Origin of the sequence: Pseudoalteromonas mucoides (assembly GCF_049257175.1) — a bacterium.
Taxonomy (GTDB): domain Bacteria; phylum Pseudomonadota; class Gammaproteobacteria; order Enterobacterales; family Alteromonadaceae; genus Pseudoalteromonas.
Genome location: NZ_JBMMUC010000004.1, coordinates 274,962 through 299,692, shown reverse-complemented (window position 1 = coordinate 299,692; position 24,731 = coordinate 274,962). Strand labels below are relative to the sequence as shown.

Annotated in this window: 21 protein-coding genes; 4 read left to right on the top strand and 17 right to left on the bottom strand. The window is 41.0% G+C overall.

Going from position 1 to position 24,731, the window contains the following annotated elements:
• Window positions 1–5: 5 nt before the first annotated feature.
• From bamA to rpsB, 9 genes are all read right to left on the bottom strand, one after another.
• Window positions 6–2,477, bottom strand: coding sequence for an outer membrane protein assembly factor BamA (gene bamA / locus AAEU30_RS06560; RefSeq protein WP_421959819.1), 2,472 nt, complete (start codon window positions 2,475–2,477; stop codon window positions 6–8).
• 93 nt (window positions 2,478–2,570) lie between these two features.
• Window positions 2,571–3,923: a sigma E protease regulator RseP gene (gene rseP / locus AAEU30_RS06555; protein ID WP_421959818.1), complete on the bottom strand. Its 1,353-nt coding sequence runs from the start codon at window positions 3,921–3,923 to the stop codon at window positions 2,571–2,573.
• A gap of 1 nt (window position 3,924) precedes the next feature.
• Window positions 3,925–5,130 carry a 1-deoxy-D-xylulose-5-phosphate reductoisomerase gene (ispC, locus tag AAEU30_RS06550; RefSeq protein WP_421959817.1) on the bottom strand — a complete coding sequence of 402 codons (1,206 nt, stop codon included), beginning with the start codon at window positions 5,128–5,130 and terminating at the stop codon, window positions 3,925–3,927.
• Complete coding sequence (locus tag AAEU30_RS06545) at window positions 5,127–5,993, bottom strand: phosphatidate cytidylyltransferase (protein WP_421959816.1); 867 nt, start codon at window positions 5,991–5,993, stop codon at window positions 5,127–5,129. The genes ispC and AAEU30_RS06545 overlap by 4 nt, the downstream gene beginning before the upstream one ends.
• A 16-nt stretch (window positions 5,994–6,009) precedes the next feature.
• The gene (gene uppS / locus AAEU30_RS06540) at window positions 6,010–6,789 is read right to left on the bottom strand and encodes an undecaprenyl pyrophosphate synthase (RefSeq protein ID WP_087530697.1); all 780 of its coding nucleotides are present in this window, start codon (window positions 6,787–6,789) and stop codon (window positions 6,010–6,012) included.
• Between the two features lie 58 nt (window positions 6,790–6,847).
• Window positions 6,848–7,369: a ribosome recycling factor gene (gene frr, locus AAEU30_RS06535; RefSeq protein ID WP_370693511.1), complete on the bottom strand. Its 522-nt coding sequence runs from the start codon at window positions 7,367–7,369 to the stop codon at window positions 6,848–6,850.
• A gap of 50 nt (window positions 7,370–7,419) precedes the next feature.
• Window positions 7,420–8,169, bottom strand: coding sequence for a UMP kinase (gene pyrH / locus AAEU30_RS06530; protein WP_087530699.1), 750 nt, complete (start codon window positions 8,167–8,169; stop codon window positions 7,420–7,422).
• Between the two features lie 158 nt (window positions 8,170–8,327).
• Entirely contained in the window at window positions 8,328–9,179 is an 852-nt protein-coding gene (gene tsf, locus AAEU30_RS06525) for a translation elongation factor Ts (protein WP_087530701.1), read from the bottom strand.
• Between the two features lie 104 nt (window positions 9,180–9,283).
• Complete coding sequence (gene rpsB, locus AAEU30_RS06520; RefSeq protein WP_421959815.1) at window positions 9,284–10,012, bottom strand: 30S ribosomal protein S2; 729 nt, start codon at window positions 10,010–10,012, stop codon at window positions 9,284–9,286.
• A 245-nt stretch (window positions 10,013–10,257) separates the two neighbouring features.
• Between rpsB and map the strand changes: the two genes are divergently transcribed.
• Genes map through dapD form a run of 3 tightly spaced genes read left to right on the top strand, consistent with a single transcriptional unit; the run spans window position 10,258 to window position 14,535 of the window.
• Window positions 10,258–11,070: a type I methionyl aminopeptidase gene (map, locus tag AAEU30_RS06515; RefSeq protein WP_254911125.1), complete on the top strand. Its 813-nt coding sequence runs from the start codon at window positions 10,258–10,260 to the stop codon at window positions 11,068–11,070.
• Between the two features lie 12 nt (window positions 11,071–11,082).
• Window positions 11,083–13,698: a [protein-PII] uridylyltransferase gene (gene glnD, locus AAEU30_RS06510; RefSeq protein ID WP_421959814.1), complete on the top strand. Its 2,616-nt coding sequence runs from the start codon at window positions 11,083–11,085 to the stop codon at window positions 13,696–13,698.
• A 9-nt stretch (window positions 13,699–13,707) separates the two neighbouring features.
• On the top strand, window positions 13,708–14,535 hold the full coding sequence (gene dapD, locus AAEU30_RS06505) for a 2,3,4,5-tetrahydropyridine-2,6-dicarboxylate N-succinyltransferase (protein ID WP_290209574.1): 828 nt from the start codon (window positions 13,708–13,710) through the stop codon (window positions 14,533–14,535).
• 181 nt (window positions 14,536–14,716) lie between these two features.
• Here the strand turns inward: dapD and AAEU30_RS06500 are convergent, their stop codons facing one another.
• Window positions 14,717–15,733: a DUF2804 domain-containing protein gene (locus tag AAEU30_RS06500; RefSeq protein ID WP_421959813.1), complete on the bottom strand. Its 1,017-nt coding sequence runs from the start codon at window positions 15,731–15,733 to the stop codon at window positions 14,717–14,719.
• A gap of 205 nt (window positions 15,734–15,938) precedes the next feature.
• Between AAEU30_RS06500 and AAEU30_RS06495 the strand changes: the two genes are divergently transcribed.
• Window positions 15,939–17,969: a BCCT family transporter gene (locus AAEU30_RS06495; protein WP_421959812.1), complete on the top strand. Its 2,031-nt coding sequence runs from the start codon at window positions 15,939–15,941 to the stop codon at window positions 17,967–17,969.
• Between the two features lie 115 nt (window positions 17,970–18,084).
• Here the strand turns inward: AAEU30_RS06495 and AAEU30_RS06490 are convergent, their stop codons facing one another.
• From AAEU30_RS06490 to AAEU30_RS06460, 7 genes are all read right to left on the bottom strand, one after another.
• On the bottom strand, window positions 18,085–18,690 hold the full coding sequence (locus AAEU30_RS06490) for a hypothetical protein (protein ID WP_421959811.1): 606 nt from the start codon (window positions 18,688–18,690) through the stop codon (window positions 18,085–18,087).
• 173 nt (window positions 18,691–18,863) lie between these two features.
• Entirely contained in the window at window positions 18,864–19,196 is a 333-nt protein-coding gene (locus AAEU30_RS06485; protein WP_087530709.1) for a Na+/H+ antiporter subunit G, read from the bottom strand.
• Window positions 19,197–19,205: 9 nt separating this feature from the next.
• Window positions 19,206–19,475: a K+/H+ antiporter subunit F gene (locus AAEU30_RS06480; protein ID WP_087530710.1), complete on the bottom strand. Its 270-nt coding sequence runs from the start codon at window positions 19,473–19,475 to the stop codon at window positions 19,206–19,208.
• A complete protein-coding gene (locus tag AAEU30_RS06475) occupies window positions 19,469–20,005 on the bottom strand; it encodes a Na+/H+ antiporter subunit E (RefSeq protein WP_421959810.1) in 537 nt (178 codons plus the stop codon). Before AAEU30_RS06475 ends, AAEU30_RS06480 begins: the two co-directional genes overlap by 7 nt.
• On the bottom strand, window positions 20,005–21,522 hold the full coding sequence (locus tag AAEU30_RS06470; RefSeq protein WP_421959809.1) for a monovalent cation/H+ antiporter subunit D: 1,518 nt from the start codon (window positions 21,520–21,522) through the stop codon (window positions 20,005–20,007). Before AAEU30_RS06470 ends, AAEU30_RS06475 begins: the two co-directional genes overlap by 1 nt.
• Window positions 21,519–21,866 (bottom strand): Na+/H+ antiporter subunit C, encoded by a 348-nt coding sequence (locus tag AAEU30_RS06465; protein ID WP_064667620.1) that lies wholly within the window; start codon window positions 21,864–21,866, stop codon window positions 21,519–21,521. Before AAEU30_RS06465 ends, AAEU30_RS06470 begins: the two co-directional genes overlap by 4 nt.
• A complete protein-coding gene (locus tag AAEU30_RS06460) occupies window positions 21,866–24,658 on the bottom strand; it encodes a monovalent cation/H+ antiporter subunit A (protein WP_421959808.1) in 2,793 nt (930 codons plus the stop codon). The genes AAEU30_RS06465 and AAEU30_RS06460 overlap by 1 nt, the downstream gene beginning before the upstream one ends.
• Between the last annotated feature and the right edge of the window lie 73 nt (window positions 24,659–24,731).

Below are 24,731 nucleotides of genomic sequence, written 5' to 3'. Positions count from 1 at the left end.
CTCCTTTAGAAAGTGTTACTAATATTAAAACTGATGGTCTTCGTATCGTCATCTTCTTCTTGTTGCAATGGATACGCAAAACTAATCAGCATTGGACCCATTGGAGAGATCCACTGTAATGATAAACCAGTCGAAACCCTAAAGCGTAGTGGATCTGAATAATCCTCTAGTTTTGCGCGTTGATCCGGCCCTAAACTTTGATAACGGTCAACGTTAAATTCTGTATCCCATACGTTAGCAGCATCAACAAAGAAGCTGGTACGCACAGAGCTGGTATTTTCTTCATCTAAGAATGGTGTAGGAACAATTAGCTCCATACCTGCCACTGCTTTAGCATTACCACCAATACGGCCTTGTGGTGTTAGTTCATCGAACTCTGAGGCGCCGCCTATATTGCCTGTTGGCGTACCATCTTTGGACGGTGTACCTAGAATTAGTTGCGGTGTACGCGAAATAGCAAGTGGTAATATTGTATTTCTATCAAATCCACGTAGTTCCATTTCAGTAATACGGAAGTATTCTTGGAACGGCAACGTTTGGTCATAACCGTTAGTATTACCATACCCATTACCATAACCTAGAGCCGCACGTGTTGAGAATACCCAACGATGGTCATCACTGATAGGCCAATAAAAACGTGAATCATAATTTAACTTAAAGTAAGTTAAATCAGAATTAGGTGTAGTACCTGTTAAGTTCAGTGTTTGGCGAGAGCCAGCGGTTGGAAATAAACCGCGGTTAACTGTCACTCGTGACCAGCCTACACTCAGCTCGTACTTAGTAAAGTCAAAACCAGCATCTGGGTTTTCAGGATCTAAGAAGGTTTCACGCATAACGCGGGTTTGTTCGTATTCAGCAATCTCTGACAATTCTTCTTGGATCCAACGTACACCAAAGTTAACTCGGTTTACAGCATCAATAGGGAAACCAATGTTCGTCCCGATACCATAACTTTTTGATTTATAGTCAATCAAGCTAAATTTACTGGCGTCATAGTTGCTATAAAATATGCTACTACCTTGCGATACACCATCTGGCGTAAAGTACGGGTCGGTGTAGGATAAACTTACTTGCTCTGAACCACGCGAAGTATTAATATTAAAACCAATTTGATTACCCGTGCCTAAGAAGTTTGACTCAGTAACTCCAATATTAAATTGCAGACCCAAATAAGAACCATACGCAAGACCTGCATTGAAGCTGCCCGCTGATTGCTCTTTTACCGTAAAATCAACATCAACCTGATCATCAACTCCTGGTACAGGCATAACATTAAAATCAACACTTTCCATGTAAGGCAAACGCTGAATTTGTAGTTTTGAGCGCTCTAGGTTTTGGTTTGAAAGCCAAGCACCTTCTAGCTGCGTCATTTCACGGCGCAGTACTTCATCAGCCGTATTTTGGTTACCACCAACAATGATGCGACGAACGTAAACTCGCTTACCTGGATTAACTGATAAGGTTAATTGTACTTCTTTATTTTCATCATCAATTTCAGGGATAGTGCGCACTTCTGCATTGGCATAACCAAACCGGGCTAAATAACTTTTAATAAACTCTTCTGAAGAGGTAACCACTGAGCCATTATAAAGCTCACCTGCTCGAAGTGGGATAACACTTTTTATGAGTTCTTCACGGCCAAGTAAGTCCCCTATAAAGTCAAAGCCTTTAACTTTATATTTGACACCTTCACTGATATTAGCCGTTACGTACACTGATTCACGCTCAGGGCTAACTGAAACCTGAGTTGAGTCAATATTAAAGCGTAAATAACCACGATCTAAATAATAACTACGAATATTTTCCAGATCCCCTTCGATGGTTTGCTTTTGGTAACGATCGCTCCCCATAAACTGCCACCAAGGTAAATCTTGTTGTGATTCGGCCAGTGCTAATAACTCTTCATCCGAGAACAACTCATTACCGACTAGGTTAATTTGACGAATTGAAGCTGCGTCGCCCTCGTCAAACTCAAGTTTAAGTTTTACCCGGTTACGGGGTAATTTAATAATACTGATATCTATTTTAGCGTTGTACTTACCAATACTATGAAAGAACTCAATTAAGCCTTTTTCAATATTATCAACCACGGTTTTATCAAGTGGCTCACCTTGGCGAATATCTTGTTGCTCTAAAGACTGGTTTAATTGCTCGTCTTTAATATCTTTGTTGCCATCAAATTCTATTTTACTAATAGTCGGGCGTTCAGTTACTTTAAAAATAACTTTATTGCCATCACGTAATGCTTTTATATTGTCGAAGTGACCTGAGCCATACAATGACTTAATTGTTTTTGAAATTGTATAGTCATCTACACTGTCACCGACATTGATAGGGATATGCGTTAACGCAGCACCTAGTGCTACACGCTGTAAACCTTCAACTTTTAAATCGTCAACAATAAAGGAGTCTTGGCCAAGGGCTGCAAAACTTGCCCCTAATAAACTTGTTACTGCCAAATGTTTTTTTATAGCCATTTTATTATCTTTATCCTTTACAACTGTATTACCGCTCAACACCAAAATTAGGTGTTTTACAATCGTGTTTTAATTCGAGACCGTCGCTATTTTCTATAAACGGGATACATCATTGAACAAAGCGAAACATGTTAAAAAAATGAGTAGCAAGGCTCCCACTTTAAAACCAAATTCTTGTGTCTTTTCAGAGACCGGCTTTTTACGGAAAAGTTCAACTATGTAATACATTAAGTGACCACCATCAAGCACTGGTAAGGGTAATAAGTTAAATACACCCAAGTTAACACTAATTAATGCTAAAAAGCTTAAAAAGGCAACAAAACCATAGCTTACGCTAGTTCCAGCCCCAACGGCAATACCAACTGGACCACTTAAATTTTTCACTGACACTTGACCTGTAATTAAGTTACCGATCATGTCAAAACTTAAACTAATTAAACGCCATGTTTCTGTTATGCCCAGCACAATACTATCGAGAGGACCATAATGTCTAGTCTCTATGTACCCGTCAGGCCATTGTTCAACAACAGGTGCGACACCTAAAAAACCTTGTTTCTGTCCGTCTGCGCCATTACGCGCTTTAGGCGTAACGACCAACTTCTTTATACTATCTTGTCTTTTTACACTAAATTGTAATGATTTGTTAGCTGATTGCTGAATAAGATTAACTAATTGCTGCCAACTGCTTATTGTTTCATCACCTACCATAATAATTGTATCGCCAACTCTTAAATCTGCTTCAGCAGCTGCCGAGTTTGCAGTAATTGCTGCTACCTCTAAAGTTGCATTAGGTCTAAACGGCACAATACCCAATGACGCTAAAGGTGGCACGTCTTGTTGGTCTAACTTCCAGCCATCAATATTTATGGTTTTTACTTGTTCTTGATATTTTTCATCGCGCACTATTACAGCAACATCACTATCCCCTAAGCTTGCCATAAATGAAAATGTCGCATCTTGCCAGGTTGCTATTTCGTCATCACCAATTTTGATAATTTGCTGCTTTGCAGTAATACCAGCCAGTTCTGCTCGGCTGCCTTCATTAACGCTACCAACCACCGGTTTGATTGACTGCACACCGACCATGTACATAACGGCTAAAGCAAAAATAGCAAAAATAAAGTTTGCCATAGGCCCGGCTGCAACGATAGCAATACGCGCTTGAACAGATTTAGCATTAAATGAAAGGTGACGCTCAGATTCAGGTACTTCATCAACTCGCTCGTCAAGCATTTTAACATAGCCGCCAAGTGGGATTGCTGCGATTACATATTCAGTTCCTTGCTTGTCGTGCCACTTTAATAACGGTTTACCAAAACCAATGGAAAAACGCAGTACTTTTACACCTGCTTTTCGCGCTACCCAAAAATGACCATATTCATGCACGGTAACTAAAATACCAAGTGCCAGAATGAACGAGCCTAGATTCCAGAAAAAATCGAACATATTAGCGTTGTACCTTGCGTATTTGTTGTGCGGCTTGCTCACGTGCTAATTGATCACACGCTAAGATTTCATCAAGCGTATGCACATTTACATCGGTTGTTGCCTCAAGTGTTTGCGCATTAACGCGGTATATATCTGTAAAAGCGATATCACCATTTAGAAAAGCAGCAACTGCAATTTCGTTAGCCGCATTAACAGTAGTTGTTGCCCCTTGCCCTGCTTCGCACGCTGCAATTGCCAAGGCTAAATTAGGGTAACGGGTAAAATCAGGTTTGGTAAACGTAAAATCGGCAATTTGCGAGAAGTCTAATGGCTTAACACCTGCGTCAATACGCTGCGGGTATGCCAGTGCGTGTGCAATTGGGGTGCGCATATCAGGATTACCCATTTGCGCCAGTACAGAGCCATCTTGGTACTGTACCATTGAATGTATGATGCTTTGTGGGTGAATCACCACTTCAATATCTTGTGCTGAACAATTAAATAACCATTTGGCCTCAATAAACTCTAAACCTTTGTTCATCATTGTGGCTGAATCAACAGAAATCTTTTGTCCCATAGACCAATTTGGGTGGGCAACCGCTTCAGCGACCGTCACTACAGGCAAGGTGTTTATATCACGGGTCAGAAATGGGCCACCAGAACCTGTGAGTAAAATTTTACTCACACCATGCTGCGCTATTTTAGCGTTACCTTGCGAGCCCTGTAATGCACTAGGTAGGCATTGAAAAATTGCGTTATGCTCACTGTCTATTGGCAGTAACGTAGCCTTATGCTGTTTTACTTGATCAATAAATAATTGACCCGACATAACCAGGGATTCTTTGTTTGCGAGGAGTACTTTTTTACCTGCGGCCACCGCACTCAAAGTGGGTATTAAACCCGCGGCACCGACAATGGCAGACATCACGGCATCAACATCAGGGTGAGCACTCATCTCACTCATGGCCTCTGTGCCACTTCGGATAATCGTGTTGCAATTTGTGCCGGCTAAGTATTGAGTTAACTGCTCTGCCGCTTCAGTTGTTGCCATAACAGCAAATTTAGGCTGATGTGTAACACATAACTGCGCCATTAATTTAGCATTAGCACCTGCTGTAAGGGCAAATACTTCGAACTGACTTTGATTGCGGGCAATAACATCTAATGTGCTAATACCAATCGAGCCTGTTGCACCAAGTATTACTAGTTGCTGCTTACAACTCATAAACTAAGCGTCCACGCGTAACATAAAACAAAAATAGGTGCTGCAGCAGTTAAACTATCAAGCCTATCTAAAATGCCACCGTGGCCAGGCAGGCATGATCCACTGTCTTTTAAGCCAGCTTCGCGTTTAAACATGCTCTCTAATAAGTCACCAATCGCTGAAAACAAAGCGATAAAGATTGTCATCACAGCGTAAATTGGCCATACACCCATATCTACGTCAGTAAAATAACAAAACGCTAAAACAAAGATAACCGCAGCAGCAACACCACCAGCGAGTCCTTCAATTGTTTTATTGGGGCTAACCTTAGGCATTAATTTATGTTTACCAAAGTTCTTTCCAGTAAAGTAAGCGCCGATATCAGCACTCCATACAATTCCCAATACGACAAGGATTAACATCGAACCAAAATGAGTAGACTCTACGTAGTTAGCACTTCGCAGGGTATTCAATGCAAGCCACAATGGCACTAAGGTTAATATACCTGCGATTGCACGCATAACTAGACCATCATTCCATGCTTTAGCCATAGCGGGATAACGCCATACTAAGTATGTTGCAACAATCCACCATGAAAATGACAAGGTAAATATATAATTTGCATCCCCTACTAGCTGACCATCGACCCAAAGCGACTCTATCGGCCAATGCCAATTCAGCAAGGCTAAAAATACACCTATAAATACGACAAATGCCACTCGTTTGACTTTATCGCACAATCCCATAAATGCGGACCATTCCCACGCGCCTAATAAAACAATGGCGCCAGCGATGTAACTAAATAAAGTCAGTGGCGTATAAAAAACTAATAACAGCGCCAAAGGCGCTAGCACTAAAGAAGTTAAAATTCGTTGTTTTAGCAAAGTGTTACCCTTTTAATTAGGTTTCGGCGAGTAATTGTTTTATTTGTTCGCCGGTACAACCGAATCGTCGCTCTCTGGCAACGTAGCAGGCGATAGCGTCAGCAAAAGCAGCTTCATTGAAGTCTGGCCAAAGCGTATCTGTAAAATAAAGCTCAGCATAAGCTGCTTGCCATAATAAAAAGTTACTTATGCGCAAATCACCACCAGTGCGGATCAGCAAATCAGGTTCAGCCTGATCGTGCATGCTCATTTGCGAAGCCATAAGTTGCTCAGTAATATCGTTAGGATCTAATTGCCCAGCAGCAACCTGCTTCCCTAACTGTTTAGCTGCATTAGCAACATCCCACCGGCCGCCATAATTTGCAGCCACGTTTAACTTAAGCCCTGTGTTATCTGCAGTCAGTGCATGCGCTGCATCCACTTTACTGCGAAGAGTGTCAGAGAAACGAGATAAGTCGCCAATAATCGTTAACTTTACATTATTTTTATGAAGCTTTTTCACTTCCTTGCTTAGGACAAATAAAAATAATTCCATTAACGTACTAACTTCATCTTCTGGGCGTTGCCAATTTTCACTACTGAAAGCGAATAACGTCAGCGACTCTACACCCAATTTAGTACAAAATTGGACAGACTGACGCACGGCATCCACACCTTTTTTGTGTCCGTAAACACGCGGTCTGTTTTTAGCCTGCGCCCAGCGCCCATTGCCGTCCATGATTATAGCGACATGCTTGGGTAAACATTGCTGTGAAATTTTGTCAGCATTAAGAACCATAAATATCGAGTATTCCATAAAAAAACGCCGCCTAGTATACCCTAGACGGCGTTTCAAAACTAATAAATTTAGTTGCCTAGATTTCCATCAACTCAGCTTCTTTCGCTGTTAATTGAGTATCCATCTCTTTGATGAACTTATCTGTTAGCTTTTGAATTGCATCTTCAGCTTGGTGCGCTTCATCTTCTGAAATATCTTTATCTTTCAATAAGCTTTTTACATCACCATTGGCATCACGGCGAATATTACGTACTGCAACACGGCCACTTTCTACTTCACCACGTACGATTTTAATTAAATCTTTACGACGTTCTTCAGTTAGCGGAGGTAGTGGTACACGAATAACGGCACCCGCTGACATAGGGTTTAAGCCCAGATCAGATGCCATAATTGCTTTTTCTACTGCTTGAGCAAGAGACTTATCAAATACACTTAGTGCAAGTGTACGTGAGTCTTCAATTGTAACGTTGGCAACTTGGTTTAACGGCGTTGGTGCACCGTAATAAGACACCATAATACCATCTAAAAGTGCCGGATGAGCACGACCTGTACGAATTTTAGATAATTGACTGCCAAGTGCCGTTACACTTTTCTGCATACGTTCTGCAGCATCTTTTTGAATATCGTTAATCACGGTTCAATCCTAATCTAGTTAGTTACTTCATCTGAGGCTTGTGAAGAGATAAGAGTACCTTCTTCTTCGCCCATAATAACACGCTTCAACGCGCCTGATTTATTCATATTAAATACGCTCAGTGGCATATTATGATCACGTGCTAGTGTAAATGCAGCGAGATCCATTACTTTTAATTCTTTATCAATGATTTCATTGTAGCTTAAGTGACGGTAAAGTGTTGCATCTGGATTTTTTACCGGATCATCACTAAATACACCATCTACTTTAGTTGCTTTTATCACTGTGTCTGCTTCGATTTCAATACCACGTAAACACGCTGCTGAATCAGTAGTGAAAAATGGGTTACCTGTACCCGCAGCAAAAATAACTACACGGCCAGTTTTTAATAAACTAATTGCTTCAGCCCAATTGTATGCATCACACACACCATTTAATGGGATTGCTGACATCAAACGACAATTAACAAATGCACGATGAAGCGCATCACGCATTGCAAGACCATTCATTACTGTTGCAAGCATGCCCATGTGATCGCCTACTACGCGATTCATTCCAGCTTCGGCAAGTGAACCACCACGTAAGAAGTTACCACCACCGATAACTAAACCCACTTCTACGTCGAGTTCTACTAGCTCTTTGATTTCTTGCGCCATGCGATCAAGTACTTTTGGATCGATGCCAAAGCCTTCGTCTCCCATTAAGGCTTCACCACTTAATTTGAGAAGAACACGTCTAAAAATAGGTTTACGATTGATAGTCATAGTATTGGGGCCAACTTTTATTAAATTATGGATAAAAAATAACCGCGCTTATGATAAACATAAAAGCGCGGTTATTTTAAAGAATTTCTATGCGTGACGCAAAAGCAAATAGTACTTTAATTTCATGTATTTTCCTTTTGCATCACAAATAGTTAATCTTACTCACCTTTTGCAGCAGCAATTTGCGCAGCTACTTCAGCAGCAAAATCTTCTTCTTTCTTCTCGATACCTGCACCAACTTCCATACGTACGAAGCTAGTAACTGTCGCGTTTTTCTCTTTAAGAATTTCGCCAACAGATTTTTTCGGTTCCATGATGAACGCTTGACCAGTAAGAGAAACCTCACCAGTAAACTTCTTCATACGACCAACAACCATTTTCTCAGCGATTTCAGCAGGCTTGCCTTCGTTCATCGCGATATCGATTTGTACTTGCTTTTCTTTTTCTACAACATCAGCAGGTACGTCATCAGGCGTTAGATAATCTGGGTTTGAAGCAGCAACGTGCATTGCAACGTGCTTAAGTGTTTCTTCATCAGCAACACCAGCAACAACAACACCAATACGCTCGCCGTGACGGTACTCAACTAGTTGTTCACCAGTGATGTACTGAAGACGACGTACATTGATGTTTTCACCAATTTTAGTCACAAGCTCAACACGGTCTTCTTCAAACTTAGCTTGTAAGTCTTCGATAGTTGTTGTGTCAGCGATAGCAGCGTCAGCAACTTTGTTAGCAAATGCTAGGAAGCTTTCGTCTTTAGCTACGAAGTCAGTTTGACAGTTAACTTCTACAAGTACTGCAACACCCGCGTTTTGCTTGATGATGATAGTACCTTCAGCAGCGATGTTACCTGCTTTTTTAGCAGCCTTTGCAGCACCGCTCTTACGCATGTTTTCAATCGCTAACTCGATGTCGCCATCAGTTTCAGTTAACGCTTTTTTACAATCCATCATGCCAGCGCCAGTACGCTCGCGTAATTCTTTAACTAGGGCAGTAGTTACAGCCATTAGTAAATCCTCAAATCTGAATTCAGGTTAGATAAGCGGGTTACCCGCTCTACAAGAATAGCAAGTCTTCATCTAAAATTAGATGAAGACTTGATGACAGCTAATTACTCAGCTTCAACGAAATCGTCTTTCTCAGCTTGAGCAACGATGTTGTTTTCACGACCTTCAGTGATTGCAGCAGCAACAGAGGTAGTGTAAAGGTTGATTGCACGGATAGCATCATCGTTACCAGGTACGATGTAATCAACACCGTCTGGGTTAGAGTTAGTATCAACGATTGCAACAACTGGGATACCTAGGTTGTTAGCTTCACGGATTGCAATGTGCTCGTGGTCAGCATCGATAACGAAAAGCGCGTCTGGAAGACCGCCCATGTTTTTGATACCACCAAGGCTCTTTTCAAGCTTTTCCATTTCACGGTTAAGCATTAACGTTTCTTTCTTAGTTAATTTCTCGAAAGTACCGTCTTGGCTTTGTACTTCAAGGTCTTTAAGACGCTTGATTGATTGACGAACTGTTTTCCAGTTAGTCAACATACCACCTAACCAACGGTGGTTAACGTAAAACTGATCGCTTGCGATAGCTGCATCTTTAACTGCTTCGCTTGCTGCGCGTTTTGTACCAACGAAAAGTACTTTACCTTTGTTTGCTGCAGCACCAGATAAAAACTTAAGTGCGTCGTTGAACATTGGTACAGTTTGCTCAAGGTTGATGATATGAACACGGTTACGAGCGCCGAAGATGAAAGGCTTCATCTTAGGGTTCCAGTAACGTGCTTGGTGACCAAAGTGAACACCAGCTTGAAGCATATCGCGCATTGAAACGTTTGCCATTTTGTAAATCCTCTATGTAGTTTAGGGTTAGGCCTCCACATATCCCATAGCACCAACACCGAAGTTTAATTAACTTCAAATGCACCCAAGTGTATGTGACGATACGTGTGTGTGTTAAAATAAAATTGTGTTTGCCTTAAATACAAAAAATCATTTAAGAATTTATTTGTAAAAAGACGGCGCGCTTTATACCATATAAAAAACAAATATTCAACGTCGCGTGCAAAAATTGTGCGACGATAAATGTGTTAAAACTCGACTATGGAGCCTCTATGAGTGCTGTGATCAAGACCCCTGAAGAAATAGAGAAAATGCGTGTAGCTGGGCGCTTAGCGGCAGAAGTGCTAGAAATGATTGAGCCACATGTAGTGCCAGGTGTGACCACTGATGAACTAAATACAATTTGTCATAATTATATTGTCGATGTGCAAAAAGCGATCCCTGCTCCACTTAATTACCATGGCTTTCCAAAATCGATTTGTACGTCTGTAAACCATGTTATTTGTCATGGTATTCCAAATGATAAACCATTAAAAGACGGCGACAGTGTCAATATCGATATCACTGTTATTAAAGATGGCTACCATGGCGACACCTCAAAAATGTTCCATGTTGGTACACCTAACATTCAAGGTAAACGTCTTGCACAAATTACCCAAGAAAGTCTGTACTTGGCGATAAAAATGGTAAAACCAGGCGTTCGCCTAGGTGATATCGGTGAAGCAATTCAAAAATATGCCGAAGGATTTAATTATTCTATCGTTCGTGAATATTGTGGTCACGGTATTGGTGCTGAATTTCACGAAGAACCTCAAATCATGCACTATGGCCGTGCAGGCACTGGAGAAGCTTTAAAAGCGGGCATGTGCCTAACAATTGAACCTATGGTCAATGCCGGTAAACGCCAATGTAAATTACTAAAAGATGACTGGACCGTGGTCACAAAAGACCGTTCTTTGTCAGCGCAGTGGGAACACACGCTACTAGTAACTGAAAATGGTGTTGAAATTTTAACGCTCCGATCAGATGATACGATAGACAGGATCATCGAACATTAGGAGCCAGCCCACGTGGCATTACCCAATAAAGTAAAAAAGTTGCTTAGCGATGCTGAGCAACTAACCGATTACCGCGACTGTTCTGCTTACTTTTACAAATGGTTGCAAAACGAGTTTTCAAAACAACCCGTTGGTAATTTGATTAATGCCCGCGCTGAATTTATAGACCGCTTACTGATTAAACTTTTTCATGTTTATGACTTAGCTCATGAGCCTGATTTAGCACTTATTGCAGTAGGCGGCTATGGCCGTGGTGAATTACACCCTTACTCAGACATTGACTTTTTGTTACTGGTTACTGAGCAACCTAGTGACGCTATTTGTGAAAAAATAGGCCAGTTTGTCACTATGCTATGGGACCTGAGTTTAGAAATAGGTCACAGTGTTCGTACCATAGAACAAGCGATTGAGCAAAAACGTGAAGACGTGACGTTTGCCACCAGCTTACTCGAAAGCCGTTTATTATTTGGCAATCACATCGAATATGAAAAACTGAAAAATCATATTCTCGACACCCCTATTTGGCGCTCAGATGACTTCTTTTTGGCAAAAGTACAAGAACAAAATTTACGCCATAAAAAATGTCACGGTACTGCCTACAACTTAGAACCAAACATTAAAGAAAACCCTGGTGGGCTTCGTGACTTACAAACCATTATATGGGTTGCTAAAAAGCACTTTAGAGCAGAAACCCTACAAGAACTAATTAGTCATGGCTATTTAACCCATGAAGAATACCAAGAGCTTTCAGAGTGTTTAGAAAACTTATGGAATATTCGCTTTGCCCTGCACCTAGCGGCAGGACGCTCAGAAAACCGCTTACTGTTTGATCATCAACCTCTGGCGGCAGAAATTCTCGGTTTTGGTAGTGACGGTAAGGCCTCTGTTGAGCGAATGATGAAACGCTTGTTCAGAATAATGAGCCGAGTTCGTGAACTTAACCAAATGTTGTTATCTTATTTCGAGCAAAGTATTTTGCCTGAAACGAGTGAGCAACCCGTTATTGAGTTAGATCGAAGCTTTGAACGCGTTGGCCATCAAATTAGGGTTAAGAATCCTTCGGTGTTTTTCCGTCGTGACCAACTCTTTGTGTTGTTTGAGCATATTGCTGATAACCCAGCGATAACACATATTTACCCAAGTACGATTCGTACCATTCGCCAAGTTCGTAGACGCTTGTTAGGTGACTTACAAGATTACGCAGCGTGTCGCGAAGCGTTTTTACGAATAATAAAGCATCCCAACGGCATGGGGCGCGCTTTTACTCTAATGCACAAACACGGCATGCTCGCTGCTTATTTGCCACAGTGGCGTAATATTTTCGGTCAAATGCAATTTGACTTGTTTCATGCGTATACGGTTGATGAACATACCCATAAACTAATTAATAATATTTATCAGTACTTTGATAAATCTAACGCTTCTGAGTTTCGATTATGCTGTGAAATAGTCACTCGCATGGACAAGCCTGAGTTACTCTACTTAGCGGGTATATTTCATGATATTGCTAAGGGTCGTGGTGGCGATCACTCCGAGCTTGGCTCCGTTGATGCAATTGCATTTGCTAAATTACACCGCTTTACAAATTCAGATGGCAAGTTAATCTCTTGGTTAGTGGCGAATCACCTACTTATGTCGGTAACAGCACAACGTAAAGATATTAATGACCCTGATGTGATCAAAGAGTTTGCTTCAAGGGTTAAAACTGAACGCCAATTAGATTACCTTTATTGCTTAACTGTTGCGGATATACGAGCAACCAATGACAATTTATGGAATGATTGGAAAAACACCCTACTTCGTGAATTGTATTTGCATACCCAGCGCGCACTGCGTTTAGGGCTTGAGAATCCGATGGATCAACGCGATCAAATTCGTGATAAGAAGCGCCAAGCAAAACAGCGATTACTAAATCACGGGTTCACTGAAGATAAAATCGATTTAATATGGAGCCGTTTTAAAGCCAATTATTTTACCGCCTTTAGTGAGCAACAAATATCATGGCACAGCGAACATTTAATTAAGTCAGATCTTACTCAACCTAGCGTTATTGTCTCTAATAAAGCCATGCATGGTGGTACGCAAGTATTTGTTTATAGCCCATATTCCGGTGCTATCTTTGCGCGTTTAGTAAATGTAATAGGTTCAAAAAAAGCACAAGTTCAGCATGCTCAAGTACTCACAACCCGTGACGGTTATGTGCTGTTCAGCTTTGTTGTGTTAGAAGTTAATGGCGATCCAATTGCCAGTGGACGAGCACAATCGATTAAACGCGGACTTGACCAAGCATTAGCAGATCCACGTAAAAAAATACGCTTTAAAAAGAATCGCTCACAACGTTTTAAAGACTTTAATATTAAACCTAAAATCATTTTACGTCCTCACCCACGTAAAGACCGCAGTTTAATAGAAATTCAAGCGGTAGATATTCCTGGCTTATTGACCAAAATAGCCGAGGTTTTTCAAGCGCATTTATTACATATACATGCAGCACGTATCACCACCGTTGGCGAGCGTGCAGAAGATTTCTTCGTGGTATCAAATAACGAGTACCAAGCACTTACTGACGAAGAACAAGCAAAAATTCATCAAGCATTGCGTAAAAAACTCAACGCAGAAACAGAATAAGAGGACCTTATGTCAGATTTAAAAACCATGATTGAAAACGCCTGGGATAACCGCGATAGTATTAGCCCAAGCACAGTATCAAGCGACGTAAAGCAAGCGATTATTGACGCGCTCGAATTACTAGATAGCGGTGCTGCACGAGTTGCTGAGAAAATCAGTGGTGAGTGGGTCGTTCATCAATGGTTGAAAAAAGCGGTATTACTTTCGTTTCGTATCCGTGATAACGAACCGATGAATGATGGTGTTAATCAATTCTACGATAAAGTACCGCTTAAATTCAGTGATTACACGCCTGAACAATTTCAGCAAGGTGGTATGCGCGTAGTACCAAACGCTGTCGCTCGTAAAGGCAGCTTTGTCGGTAAAAACGTGGTACTAATGCCATCATACGTAAACATTGGTGCTTATGTTGATGACGGTACCATGGTTGATACATGGGCCACTGTAGGCTCATGTGCACAAATAGGTAAGAACGTTCACCTATCGGGTGGCGTGGGCATAGGTGGCGTTTTAGAGCCATTACAAGCTAATCCAACTATTATCGAAGATAACTGTTTTATCGGCGCTCGCTCTGAAATTGTAGAAGGCGTGGTTGTTGAAGAAGGTGCCGTAATCTCTATGGGCGTTTACATCAGCCAAAGCACGCGTATATACGACCGTGAAACCGGCGAAATTCACTACGGCCGAGTGCCAGCAGGCGCAGTAGTAGTACCTGGTGCATTACCATCTAAAGATGGCACTCACAGCCTATACGCTGCAATCATCGTGAAAAAAGTCGACCAACAAACCCGCGAAAAAGTGGGTATTAACGCACTACTTCGTTCGATAGACGAATAAGAGCTGTAAGCTTTCAGTCGTCAGCGTTCAGCTGATTTGAGTTAATAGCTGGGTTTGAGGATATTACTCCCAGCTATTTTATTTTCACTCAATACAAATTAATGAATTAAAACCACGTGCTACTTTTCCTAGTCATGTCAAAAATGACCAAACAAACGGCTGTCGGCTAAAAATACTCTCCTTACCATTTCGCATAATGATCTTCGGTTAAGCCCCACTCGCCATTGAGTGTAATCACTTCATTTTCGAGGGTGATTTGACCATAAAAACGGCCAAAGTGTTGCGTGAAATTGCTGGCGATGATGAGTAAATTAGTTTTATCTTGGCGTTTACCTACAGGCTCAAAGGTGAGGTTTATAATGCCGTCATTTGAGCGCAACTGCCATTGTCTGTAATCACTTTTATCGCTATAACGTTTAAATTTAAAATCAACCATATCGATTTTTATTAAACTGCCATCAAGCCACAACGCGTTTTCAGTAAAACCTGTTTCTACAACTCCAGCAGCAAGGTTTAAACCTAAACGGCGGCCATCGGCTAAAGTACAAGCTAAACTGCCCCAATTCCAGAATGTTTCACGGCGCATAAAACCTGCACTCCAATCCACACTTGCTAACGCGTTTACCTGTTCAAGATTAATACGGGTATCTTGCCATTGAACAACGCCTTTACAAGGCAATGCTGTCGCTTTTTGGGTAAAGTGAAAGCCTGTAAAGCCAGCCCTTACACAAACTGCCAGCGGATTGTATTGTAATGACTCATCAATAACAGCTTCAATTTTTAGACCTGCTTTCAAACAGACGGTGACTTTTCGTAAACCTGATTCATTAATAATCGTGACACTATTCGCGCCTTTATGAAAATACGCTTTCCCTGAATTTGGCTTAGTGTCAATGTAGGTACTTGTAGCGAATAAATTGGTAAAGCTAAACTCCTCAAATTCATCGCGGCTTGGATGATACAAATAGACAAAGCAATTACTGGCAATTTTTAAGTCAACAATAGCCAAACCAATAATAAGTGTTTCACAAGTAAAGCTTATAAATTGAAACTGGTTAAACTTTAGTTTTTTCGTAAGCAGACCTGTGCGCTTACCCATACTGCTGCGCAAATCAAAATCCATATAATTAATTTGCTCAATCCCTTGTTCAAACAGCCCAAATTGGGCTTCACCATAGTGATCGATTAATTTTTTCATTGCTATTCAATCCAGTTAATTTGAGTGTTTAGGCATCAATACTTGCATAGAGTACTGTTATTTAAGGGTTGTTATAATACTCAGCCTTATCGACTTATCTATTTTGGGTAAAGAAAACAAGCTACAAAATTAGCCAGTACTTAGTAGATGTAATAAGGTAAATAGGCATGCTTTAAAGTTAGCTCTCAATATTAAGGATTAATATATGACGAAAAAGACCTTACGCTCAACTATTTTGCTGCCTGTATTTTTACCTGCAGTGTTAATCATTTTGTGCTTAGTACTGGGTACTATTAGTAACCCTGAACTGGCTGGAGAAGCATTCAGCGTCACTTTATCTTGGATAACTGAAACCTTTGGTTGGTTTTATATGTTATCTGTCGCTATATTTTTAGTGTTTATTGTCTCTGTTGCCGCATCAAGTTGGGGCAATATAAAGCTCGGACCTGATCATGCTCAGCCCCAGTACAGTTTTGCTGAGTGGTTTGCGATGCTGTTCTCTGCGGGCTATGGTGTTGCATTACTTTATTTTGGTGTTGCTGAACCTGTTTTACACTATGCATCCCCGCCAAGTGGCGCAGCAGAAACTGTGGATGCGGCTAAACAAGCAATGCAAATTGCCTTTTTTCATTGGGGTTTTCATATCTGGGCTATATACGGCATTGTCGGTTTAGTGCTTGCTTACTTTGCTTTTCGTCACGGCCTACCACTTTCTATTCGTTCCGCTTTATACCCTCTGATTGGCGATAAAATTCACGGCCCTATTGGCCATACGGTGGATGTGTTTGCAATTTTAGGCACTCTATTTGGCATAGCAACCACATTAGGCCTGTCGGTCACTCAAATTAATGCAGGGTTACATTATTTATGGCCCAGTATTCCTGTTAATACCACAGTACAAATTATAGCCATCGCGTTGATAACTGCTGCTGCAACAGTTTCTGTTGTCGCAGGTATGGATAAAGGCGTAAAACGTCTGTCTATTTTAAACATGGTGTTAGCCATCACTTTAATGACTTTTGTCTTTTTTGTCGGTTCAAGTATCCATATTTTAGAATCATTTTTGCAAAATACCGGCAGTTACTTAAGCGGTATTGTTGAACGTACATTTAACTTACAAGCCTATAGCCGCAGTGACTGGATAGGCAATTGGACATTATTTATATTTGGCTGGACAATTGCTTGGGCACCGTTTGTTGGCATGTTTATCGCCAAAATTAGCCGCGGCCGCACCATTAGGCAGTTTGTCGTGGGTGTTATGTTAGTCCCAACTATTTTTACCTTTTTATGGTTCTCTGTGTTTGGCGATACAGCATTAAATCTTATTATGAATGAAGGATTTGACACCTTAATCGCTGATGTTCAAGCGAATCATGCTGTCGCGCTATTCCAGTTGTTTGAAGCCCTACCTTGGTCATTCTTCATCTCTCTGCTGACTGTTATTTTGATTATTACATTTTTTGTTACTTCATCCGATTCAGGATCATTGGTGATTGATTCACTTGCATCAGGTGGGAGCCTCGACACGCCAGCTTGGCAGCGCGTTTTTTGGGCAGTATTAGAGGGCACCGTTGCATCCGTGCTATTGCTAGCCGGCGGTTTGAGTGCGCTACAAACAATGACGATAGCCAGTGCATTACCCTTTGCTGTGATCATGTTACTTGCAACTGTTGGTCTTTGGCGCGCCCTTCGCATTGAAGGACATAGAGATTCCAGCCTACAAGCACATACATTGACCAACAAAAACCCAAACCTTTCACATTGGAAGCGACGCTTAGCTGCGATGGTAAGTTATCCTAACAAGAACGACGTGCATACTTTTATCAGCCAAGTCGTTATAAACGCGATGGAATCTGTTCAAGCCGAGTTAAAAACGCGTCAATGGCAAGCCGTTGTCGAATTTGACGATGTCATGGGTCGTGCTTTTCTAACCGTGTTAAGACATGAGCATGTAGATTTTGTGTATGATATTAGGCTGACAGAGCACGCAACACCAAGCTTTGCTTATGCTGAGTTAAAACCCACTGAGGATGACCCTCAGCTTTATTATCGTGCCGAAGTGTTTTTACGCCGTGGAGGTTTATCCTATGATATTTATGGCTTTAATGAAGATGATATTGTGAAGGATATACTCGATCAGTTTGAAAACTACCTGCACTTTTTAGATAACAGTCCTGGCGAACTGCCGTGGGACATGGCTGAGCATGATGACATGTTAGATACTGATAAGCACTGATCTACTAAACCCCATCTTATCATATTCACATCGACTCGTTGATGTACAAACCACGCTTTAAGCTAAGACAGCTGCCTTAGCTTAAAGCGTGGCTTAACTCATTGGTTAAAGCTACTCACTCTTCACAACGGTAGTGACTCAAATTAACCCGCTTCGTTTGCTCACCTTGAGCTGTATAGTCATTGTGTTTAATCACTAGGGTGTTATCTTCAACAGCAAAGTTAAAGTGCCCAAGCCAATCTAAAGTTGTTATAGGCGTTAACGTATAGAAACCGTTTTTATCTGTACATTGATATGAAAAGTAATGCGTAGCCTTACCAAAAGCTCCCACATCTGAGGTGTAAACACTGATATTCCCTTGTAAAAGATAATCCTCAGCTTGAGTACCCACAACCATATATAAAGTACAAACTATTAAGAGTATAACGAACTGGGCTATTGCCAGTCCAAATAGCAGTAATGAATATAACTTGCTGTACCATTTTTTGGGTTTATCAGATAGTACCTGTGATTTGGCAAAGCTTGCTAATAATAAGCCTCCTCCCATAACTAAAATTAACTTTAGAGGTATCAAATAGGCGCTGAATAAGTACATCGCCTTTTCACTTTGATATTGCAGGCCAAAAGCAGTTTTAATAAACAGACTATCAATTAACGGCAACAATATGAGTAAGCTCGCTGCAATCAATTTTTTGTTTTTTATCACAGGTCTATTTATCATTTTAACTTTCGTCTGAACAGTACTCGCATCTATAGTAAACAAAAAACCCGCTAAGATAAACTCAGCGGGTTTAGTAGCTAAAAATAATTACTTAACCTGAACTCTGGTTAAGAGATGTACTAATGTATTGATATTAAATCACAAATATATTTATTATCCAGAGTTCAGGTTACTTAATCATCTTCAACGTTATCAAGCCCCTTGGTGCCGTCTTTGGCTTTTAACTTATGGTGTATTGCTGATTTTATTAGCATATAACCGCTGATAGGTGCCGTTATTAATAAAAAGATGGTGATCAATAATTCTTTAACACTCACCCCATCCTGTGTGCTGCTAAAAAACACCATAGCCGCAATTAACACCCCAGCCATACCTAAAGTTGTAGCTTTAGTTGGGCCATGTAAGCGCATAAAAAAATCAGGCATTTTAATCAAACCAATAGAGCCAATTAAAATAAATGCACCACCGATCAGTAATAAAATAGACACTATCCATTCACTGTACATACGTTTACCTTATTCAATGATATCGCCGCGTAGCAAGTATTTACACACCGCGACTGTGCTGACAAAACCTAACATTGCAATGAGTAAAGCGGCTTCGAAATAAAGCCCTGTTCCCATATTCATTCCGTACAATATGATCAAGGCAATCGTATTTATATACATGGTATCAAGCGCTAAAATTCTATCAGGCACTGAAGGACCAACAACAAGTCGCCATAAATTAAGTAATAGCGACAAACCAATCATTGCAAAGACGATTAAAAATACCGTTTCTAACATTGAAAAATCTCCTTAAGCGGTGCTTCATAACGCTTTTTGATTGTATTTATCAACTCTTGCTCATCAGCTAAATCTAGTACATGGATCAATAAATAGCGCTGCGTAGGCTCCTCACCTTCTGGGAGTGACTCTGGGATAGGATAAACCTCTGCACTTACAGTACCAGGGGTGAGCGAAACAGTACTTGCCAGTATAGTAATTGGCATTTCATGACTTAAATCCAGTGGCACTTTGACAAAAGCAGGGCGTAGCTTTTTAACAGGCCCAAGAATCAACAGTGCCACTTGCACGTTAGCCGTTACAATATCGTAAAGCACAAGTAATAACTGCTTAATCGCAAGCCCTGGTTTAATGATAAGCGGTTGCGGTTCGCGAAACGGAAACGTAATAATAGGAATAAAAAAAGCGAACAGCGTTGCTAGCACCAAGTGCCCTGGTGATACACTGTTGTTAAGCAACAGCCAAACAACAAATAACAAGAGGCTACGAAATGGCGTTGGCAACCAGCGAAAACGGGATTCTAAACGCATTATAAACCTCCTTTCAGCACGGTATTTATACCTGTAGTAATATCATGTAATTGCGTTGCAGCAGCAATCATATATTCAGTGATTGGGCCGCCGAAAATTACCATTAATGGCGATCCTGCTAATAAGCCTACTATCGCAATTACTTGTACAGGTTTAGCGTTGTCTTCATCTGGGTGCTCACGATCTTGATGTTTTCGCTCCCAAAACAAACTGGTTCCTGCTCGAGTTAATGCAACGAGCAAAGCAAAACTAGCAATCAAATATACCGGCCAAAAAACTAAAGCTCGCTCGCTGTCTAAGGTCGTTTTCAAAATCCAAATTTTACCAACAAAGCCTGATAATGGCGGCATGCCCACTACAGCAAGAGCAGCAATAATAAAACATGCTCCTAATAATACCGGTTGAGCAACACCTCGCCCTGGAGCCAATCTGTCGGCCACTTTACCACGCTGATGTGATATTAAGTCAGCTAATAAAAACAGTGCCGCACACACTAATGTTGAATGAACTAGATAATAAAGGAGTGCCGCTGTTGCGCTTACATGCTGTATGGCCACTAAAGCAACCAACGTGCCTACAGATACAACAACAAGGTTGGCCGTGAGCTTACGTAAATCTTGTGCAGCAAGCACACCTATAGCACCTATTACAATAGTTGCTATTGCCAGCCCCCACAACCATGGTTGTGCCATATGATTTAACAGTCCAGCGTTCTCACCAAATATGACGGTGTAAACACGCAACATAGCGTACACACCGACCTTGGTCATAATCGCAAACAAGGCAGCAACAACCGGCATTGCACTGGCATAAGTGTTAGGTAACCACAGGTGAAGCGGCAATAACGCCCCTTTTAAGGCAAATACAACCAGTAATAACAAGCCACCAATTTTCGCAAGATATACATCATCACCCTGTAGTTGCGCAACTTTAAGTGACATATCAGCAATATTTAAAGTCCCCAATACACCATATAAAATACCCAAAGCGATTAAAAATACACTTGAACCGATTAAATTTAAAATAACGTATTGCAAAGCAGCACGTGTTTTATGTTTATCGCCCGCATGCATCAATAATGAATAAGATGCAATCAGTAGCACTTCAAAAAATACAAAAAGATTAAATAAATCGCCCGTTAGAAACGCACCGTTGACCCCTAAAACTAAAAAGTGAACTAATGGATGAAAAAAGCTGCCTTTTTCATCATCACCGACACTACTGTATAAGGCTACAGCTAAAGCTAAAAATGAAGTTAAAGCGACCATTAACACTGATAATAAATCGGCTACCAGCACAATACCAAACGGGGCTTGCCAGTCACCAATGGCGTAAACTATTGGGCCATTTTTATAAACGGTAATTAATAGGGCTACACTTACACACGCGGTAATGATTGACATAACAATCGATACCACGCGTCGAATTGGAATACTTTTGCCGCACGGAGGCATTAATAAAAGTATTGCTGCCAGCATAGGGATTAGTACAGGCCATGAAGCTATATGCTGAATCATCTGTGCTCCTTGTTATTACTTTTAACAAGGTGGCCATCGACATGGTCGTTACCTAAATCAGCACGGCCACGTATAGCTAAAATAACCACGAATGCGGTCATAGCAAATCCGATAACTATGGCGGTTAACACTAAAGCTTGCGGTAAAGGATCTGCATAATCAGCACCAGTACCCAATACCACTGCTTTATTAATTGTTAAACGTCCGGCTGAAAATAAAAACAAGTTTACAGCATAGGAAATCATGGTCAGCCCCAGTACAACTGGAAAAGTACGAGCTCGCAGGAGCAAATAAATACCACAAGTCACTAATACACCTACGCACGATGCGTATAACAGTTCCATTAAATATTTACCTCTTCTTTTGGTGCATCTGCGGTCAGCTTACCAAGACTCGCTAAAATCATCAGCGTAGCGCCAACAACGGTTAAATACACACCTAAATCAAATACAATGGCACTTGCCAGCTCAGTTTTACCAACAAATGGGATATCAAAGTAATCGAACCATGTAGTTAAAAACGGTCGACCAAACGCCCAGCTACCTAATCCGGTAAACATAGCAATAGCGATACCTGATGCAATAATTTTGCGGTAATTTACATCAAAGCGCGAGGTGATCCACACTGAGCCGCGAGCCATATATTGTAAAATAAAGGCAATAGACGTTACTAGGCCCGCAATAAAGCCACCACCAGGTAAGTTATGGCCTCGTAAGAAGATATAGGCCGATACCAATAACGCAAGCGGTAATAAGCTTTGCGAAATGCTTGAAAGCAATATTGGATAACGCTCCCGTGCCCATGGCCGCCCTTCACTATCACTGGCTGGCATAAATAACGGTAAATTAGCTAGTAACTTATAAATCCCCAGCGCAGCAATACCTAAAACGGTAATTTCACCAAGCGTATCAAAGCCCCTAAAATCGACTAAAATAACATTTACAACGTTAGTACCACCTCCGCCAGTTTTAGCATTGGCAACAAAGAAATCTGAAATTGATTCAAGCGGACGAGTAAGTAGTGCATAACAAATACTCGCTACCACGACTCCCACAGCAGATGAAATACCTAAATCACGCAAGATGCGTAAAGAGCTCGACTCTTTTGGCGTTCGCTGTGGTAAGAAAAACAATGCCAACATGAGTAATATTACCGTTACTACTTCAACCGTTAATTGGGTTAATGCTAAGTCAGGCGCAGAGAAACGAGTAAAGGCAACAGATACCATTAAGCCCACAATTGATATCATTAATAGCGATACCATGCGTGAGCGATGCCAAAGTACAGTGCTGATAGCACCTATAATTAATAAACCAGCACCGATGGCGTTGTGAAAATCAATTGGCGTGCTTGGGGCTGTGCCTGCTAATGCACCCATTTCAAATAACGGCCAACCTGCACACAGCAATACAACTCCCAGCATTATCACTATATAGCGCTGTAATGAGCCATTTTCTGTGCTTTGAATTTTATCTTGGCTCCACTTAACAACACTATAAAGAACTCTTTCAAATGTCTTTTTAGCATTAAATGCCGGTAGAGATGCCTGAAATTGAAATAAGTGTTTGCGTTGAATATAAATAAACACACCACATGCAGAAGCAATAAAACTCATTAATAAAGGCAAGTTAAAACCATGCCAAATAGACAGCTTAAATTCAGGGGTTGCATCACCAAGCACAGCAAGTGACGCTGCTGATAAAATACCATCCACTACAAAGTTCGGAAACATACCCACTAATAAACACAGCACCACTAATATTTCGATAGGTACTCGCATATAGCGTGGTGGCTCATGGGGTGTTTTTGGTAAATCAATTGGGTCGCCATTAAAGAAAACGTCATGGATGAAACGAGCGGAATAAGCAACAGAAAACGCAGCGGCTAGAGTTGCCAGCACTGGAATGAGCCAAGACATAGAGCCCAGCACCTGCTGATGTAAAGTTTCAGCAAAAAACATTTCTTTTGATAAGAAACCGTTTAACAGCGGCACACCTGCCATCGCTGCGGCAGCAACCATCGCAAGGGTCGCAGTATATGGCATAAACCGCCACATACCATTGAGTTTACGCATATCACGAGTCCCTGTTTCATGATCGATAATACCCGTTGCCATGAACAGCGATGCTTTAAATGTGGCATGATTGATAATGTGAAAGATTGCTGCAACTGTAGCAAGCTCTGTATCTAAGCCTAATAATAAAGTGATTAAACCAAGGTGGCTAATTGTCGAATACGCTAAGAGCCCCTTTAGGTCATGCTTAAATAAAGCAATGTAAGCACCCACTAACAATGTTGCTAAACCTGTCATCGCCACTAAAATAAACCAGGTATCGTTCCCCGCAAGTGCTGGGTGAAAACGTGCCATTAAGAAAATACCCGCTTTAACCATAGTTGCAGAGTGCAAATAAGCACTTACCGGTGTTGGGGCGGCCATGGCATGAGGTAACCAAAAATGGAATGGAAATTGAGCTGACTTAGTAAACGCACCTAATAATACTAATACTAAAGCAAGTTCATACAAATCATGTGATTGAATCAATACACGGCTGGCTAAAATGGTATCAAGGTTATAACTACCAACAATATCGCCAAGTAACAATAAACCACCCAGTAGCGCCAAGCCGCCAGCACCGGTAACCGCAAGCGCCATACGTGCGCCTTTACGTGCTTCTGATTTATGCCACCAATAGCTGATCAATAAGAAAGAGCTTATACTGGTTAGCTCCCAAAACAGCCATAATTGAATAACATTGTTCGACATGACAATACCGAGCATTGCTGTCATAAACAGCATTAAATAGCTATACAGTTTTGGCATAGAATCGTTACTACTTAAATAATAACGCGTATAGAAAATAACGAGTGAGCCTATGCCTAAAATCATAAAAATGAATAGCAGACTTAAACCATCTAACCGAAATGCCAACTCCATGCCTAAAGCAGGGATCCAATCTAGTGTATAACGGACTGTCTCACCGCTTAGTACTGCAGGAGCATGGTAAATCGCAATAGCTAACGCACATAAGGGTGCAATTAAAGTTAAGCTCGTAGTTTGATTACGAGATAATTTGCCGGTGCATGAAGAAATAACACTGCCAATTAAGGATAACAGGGGTATCCAGAGCAAAGTCATAATGAGGAACCTTTTAAAGTCATAAGAATATCAATACGCTAATAGTTAATTTTAATTGTGTACTGGTCATTGA

What these genes read in the sequence shown, in the direction of transcription:
- AAEU30_RS06490 (WP_421959811.1), bottom strand. Translation starts at nt 18,690, where the DNA reads ATGATAAATAGACCTGTGATAAAAAACAAAAAATTGATTGCAGCGAGC.
- pyrH (WP_087530699.1), bottom strand. Translation starts at nt 8,169, where the DNA reads ATGACTATCAATCGTAAACCTATTTTTAGACGTGTTCTTCTCAAATTA.
- rpsB (WP_421959815.1), bottom strand. Translation starts at nt 10,012, where the DNA reads ATGGCAAACGTTTCAATGCGCGATATGCTTCAAGCTGGTGTTCACTTT.
- uppS (WP_087530697.1), bottom strand. Translation starts at nt 6,789, where the DNA reads ATGGAATACTCGATATTTATGGTTCTTAATGCTGACAAAATTTCACAG.
- AAEU30_RS06460 (WP_421959808.1), bottom strand. Translation starts at nt 24,658, where the DNA reads ATGACTTTGCTCTGGATACCCCTGTTATCCTTAATTGGCAGTGTTATT.
- bamA (WP_421959819.1), bottom strand. Translation starts at nt 2,477, where the DNA reads ATGGCTATAAAAAAACATTTGGCAGTAACAAGTTTATTAGGGGCAAGT.
- AAEU30_RS06495 (WP_421959812.1), top strand. Translation starts at nt 15,939, where the DNA reads ATGACGAAAAAGACCTTACGCTCAACTATTTTGCTGCCTGTATTTTTA.
- AAEU30_RS06465 (WP_064667620.1), bottom strand. Translation starts at nt 21,866, where the DNA reads ATGGAACTGTTATACGCATCGTGCGTAGGTGTATTAGTGACTTGTGGT.
- AAEU30_RS06500 (WP_421959813.1), bottom strand. Translation starts at nt 15,733, where the DNA reads ATGAAAAAATTAATCGATCACTATGGTGAAGCCCAATTTGGGCTGTTT.
- rseP (WP_421959818.1), bottom strand. Translation starts at nt 3,923, where the DNA reads ATGTTCGATTTTTTCTGGAATCTAGGCTCGTTCATTCTGGCACTTGGT.
- ispC (WP_421959817.1), bottom strand. Translation starts at nt 5,130, where the DNA reads ATGAGTTGTAAGCAGCAACTAGTAATACTTGGTGCAACAGGCTCGATT.
- tsf (WP_087530701.1), bottom strand. Translation starts at nt 9,179, where the DNA reads ATGGCTGTAACTACTGCCCTAGTTAAAGAATTACGCGAGCGTACTGGC.
- AAEU30_RS06480 (WP_087530710.1), bottom strand. Translation starts at nt 19,475, where the DNA reads ATGTTAGAAACGGTATTTTTAATCGTCTTTGCAATGATTGGTTTGTCG.
- AAEU30_RS06485 (WP_087530709.1), bottom strand. Translation starts at nt 19,196, where the DNA reads ATGTACAGTGAATGGATAGTGTCTATTTTATTACTGATCGGTGGTGCA.
- AAEU30_RS06470 (WP_421959809.1), bottom strand. Translation starts at nt 21,522, where the DNA reads ATGATTCAGCATATAGCTTCATGGCCTGTACTAATCCCTATGCTGGCA.
- AAEU30_RS06475 (WP_421959810.1), bottom strand. Translation starts at nt 20,005, where the DNA reads ATGCGTTTAGAATCCCGTTTTCGCTGGTTGCCAACGCCATTTCGTAGC.
- frr (WP_370693511.1), bottom strand. Translation starts at nt 7,369, where the DNA reads ATGCAGAAAAGTGTAACGGCACTTGGCAGTCAATTATCTAAAATTCGT.
- dapD (WP_290209574.1), top strand. Translation starts at nt 13,708, where the DNA reads ATGTCAGATTTAAAAACCATGATTGAAAACGCCTGGGATAACCGCGAT.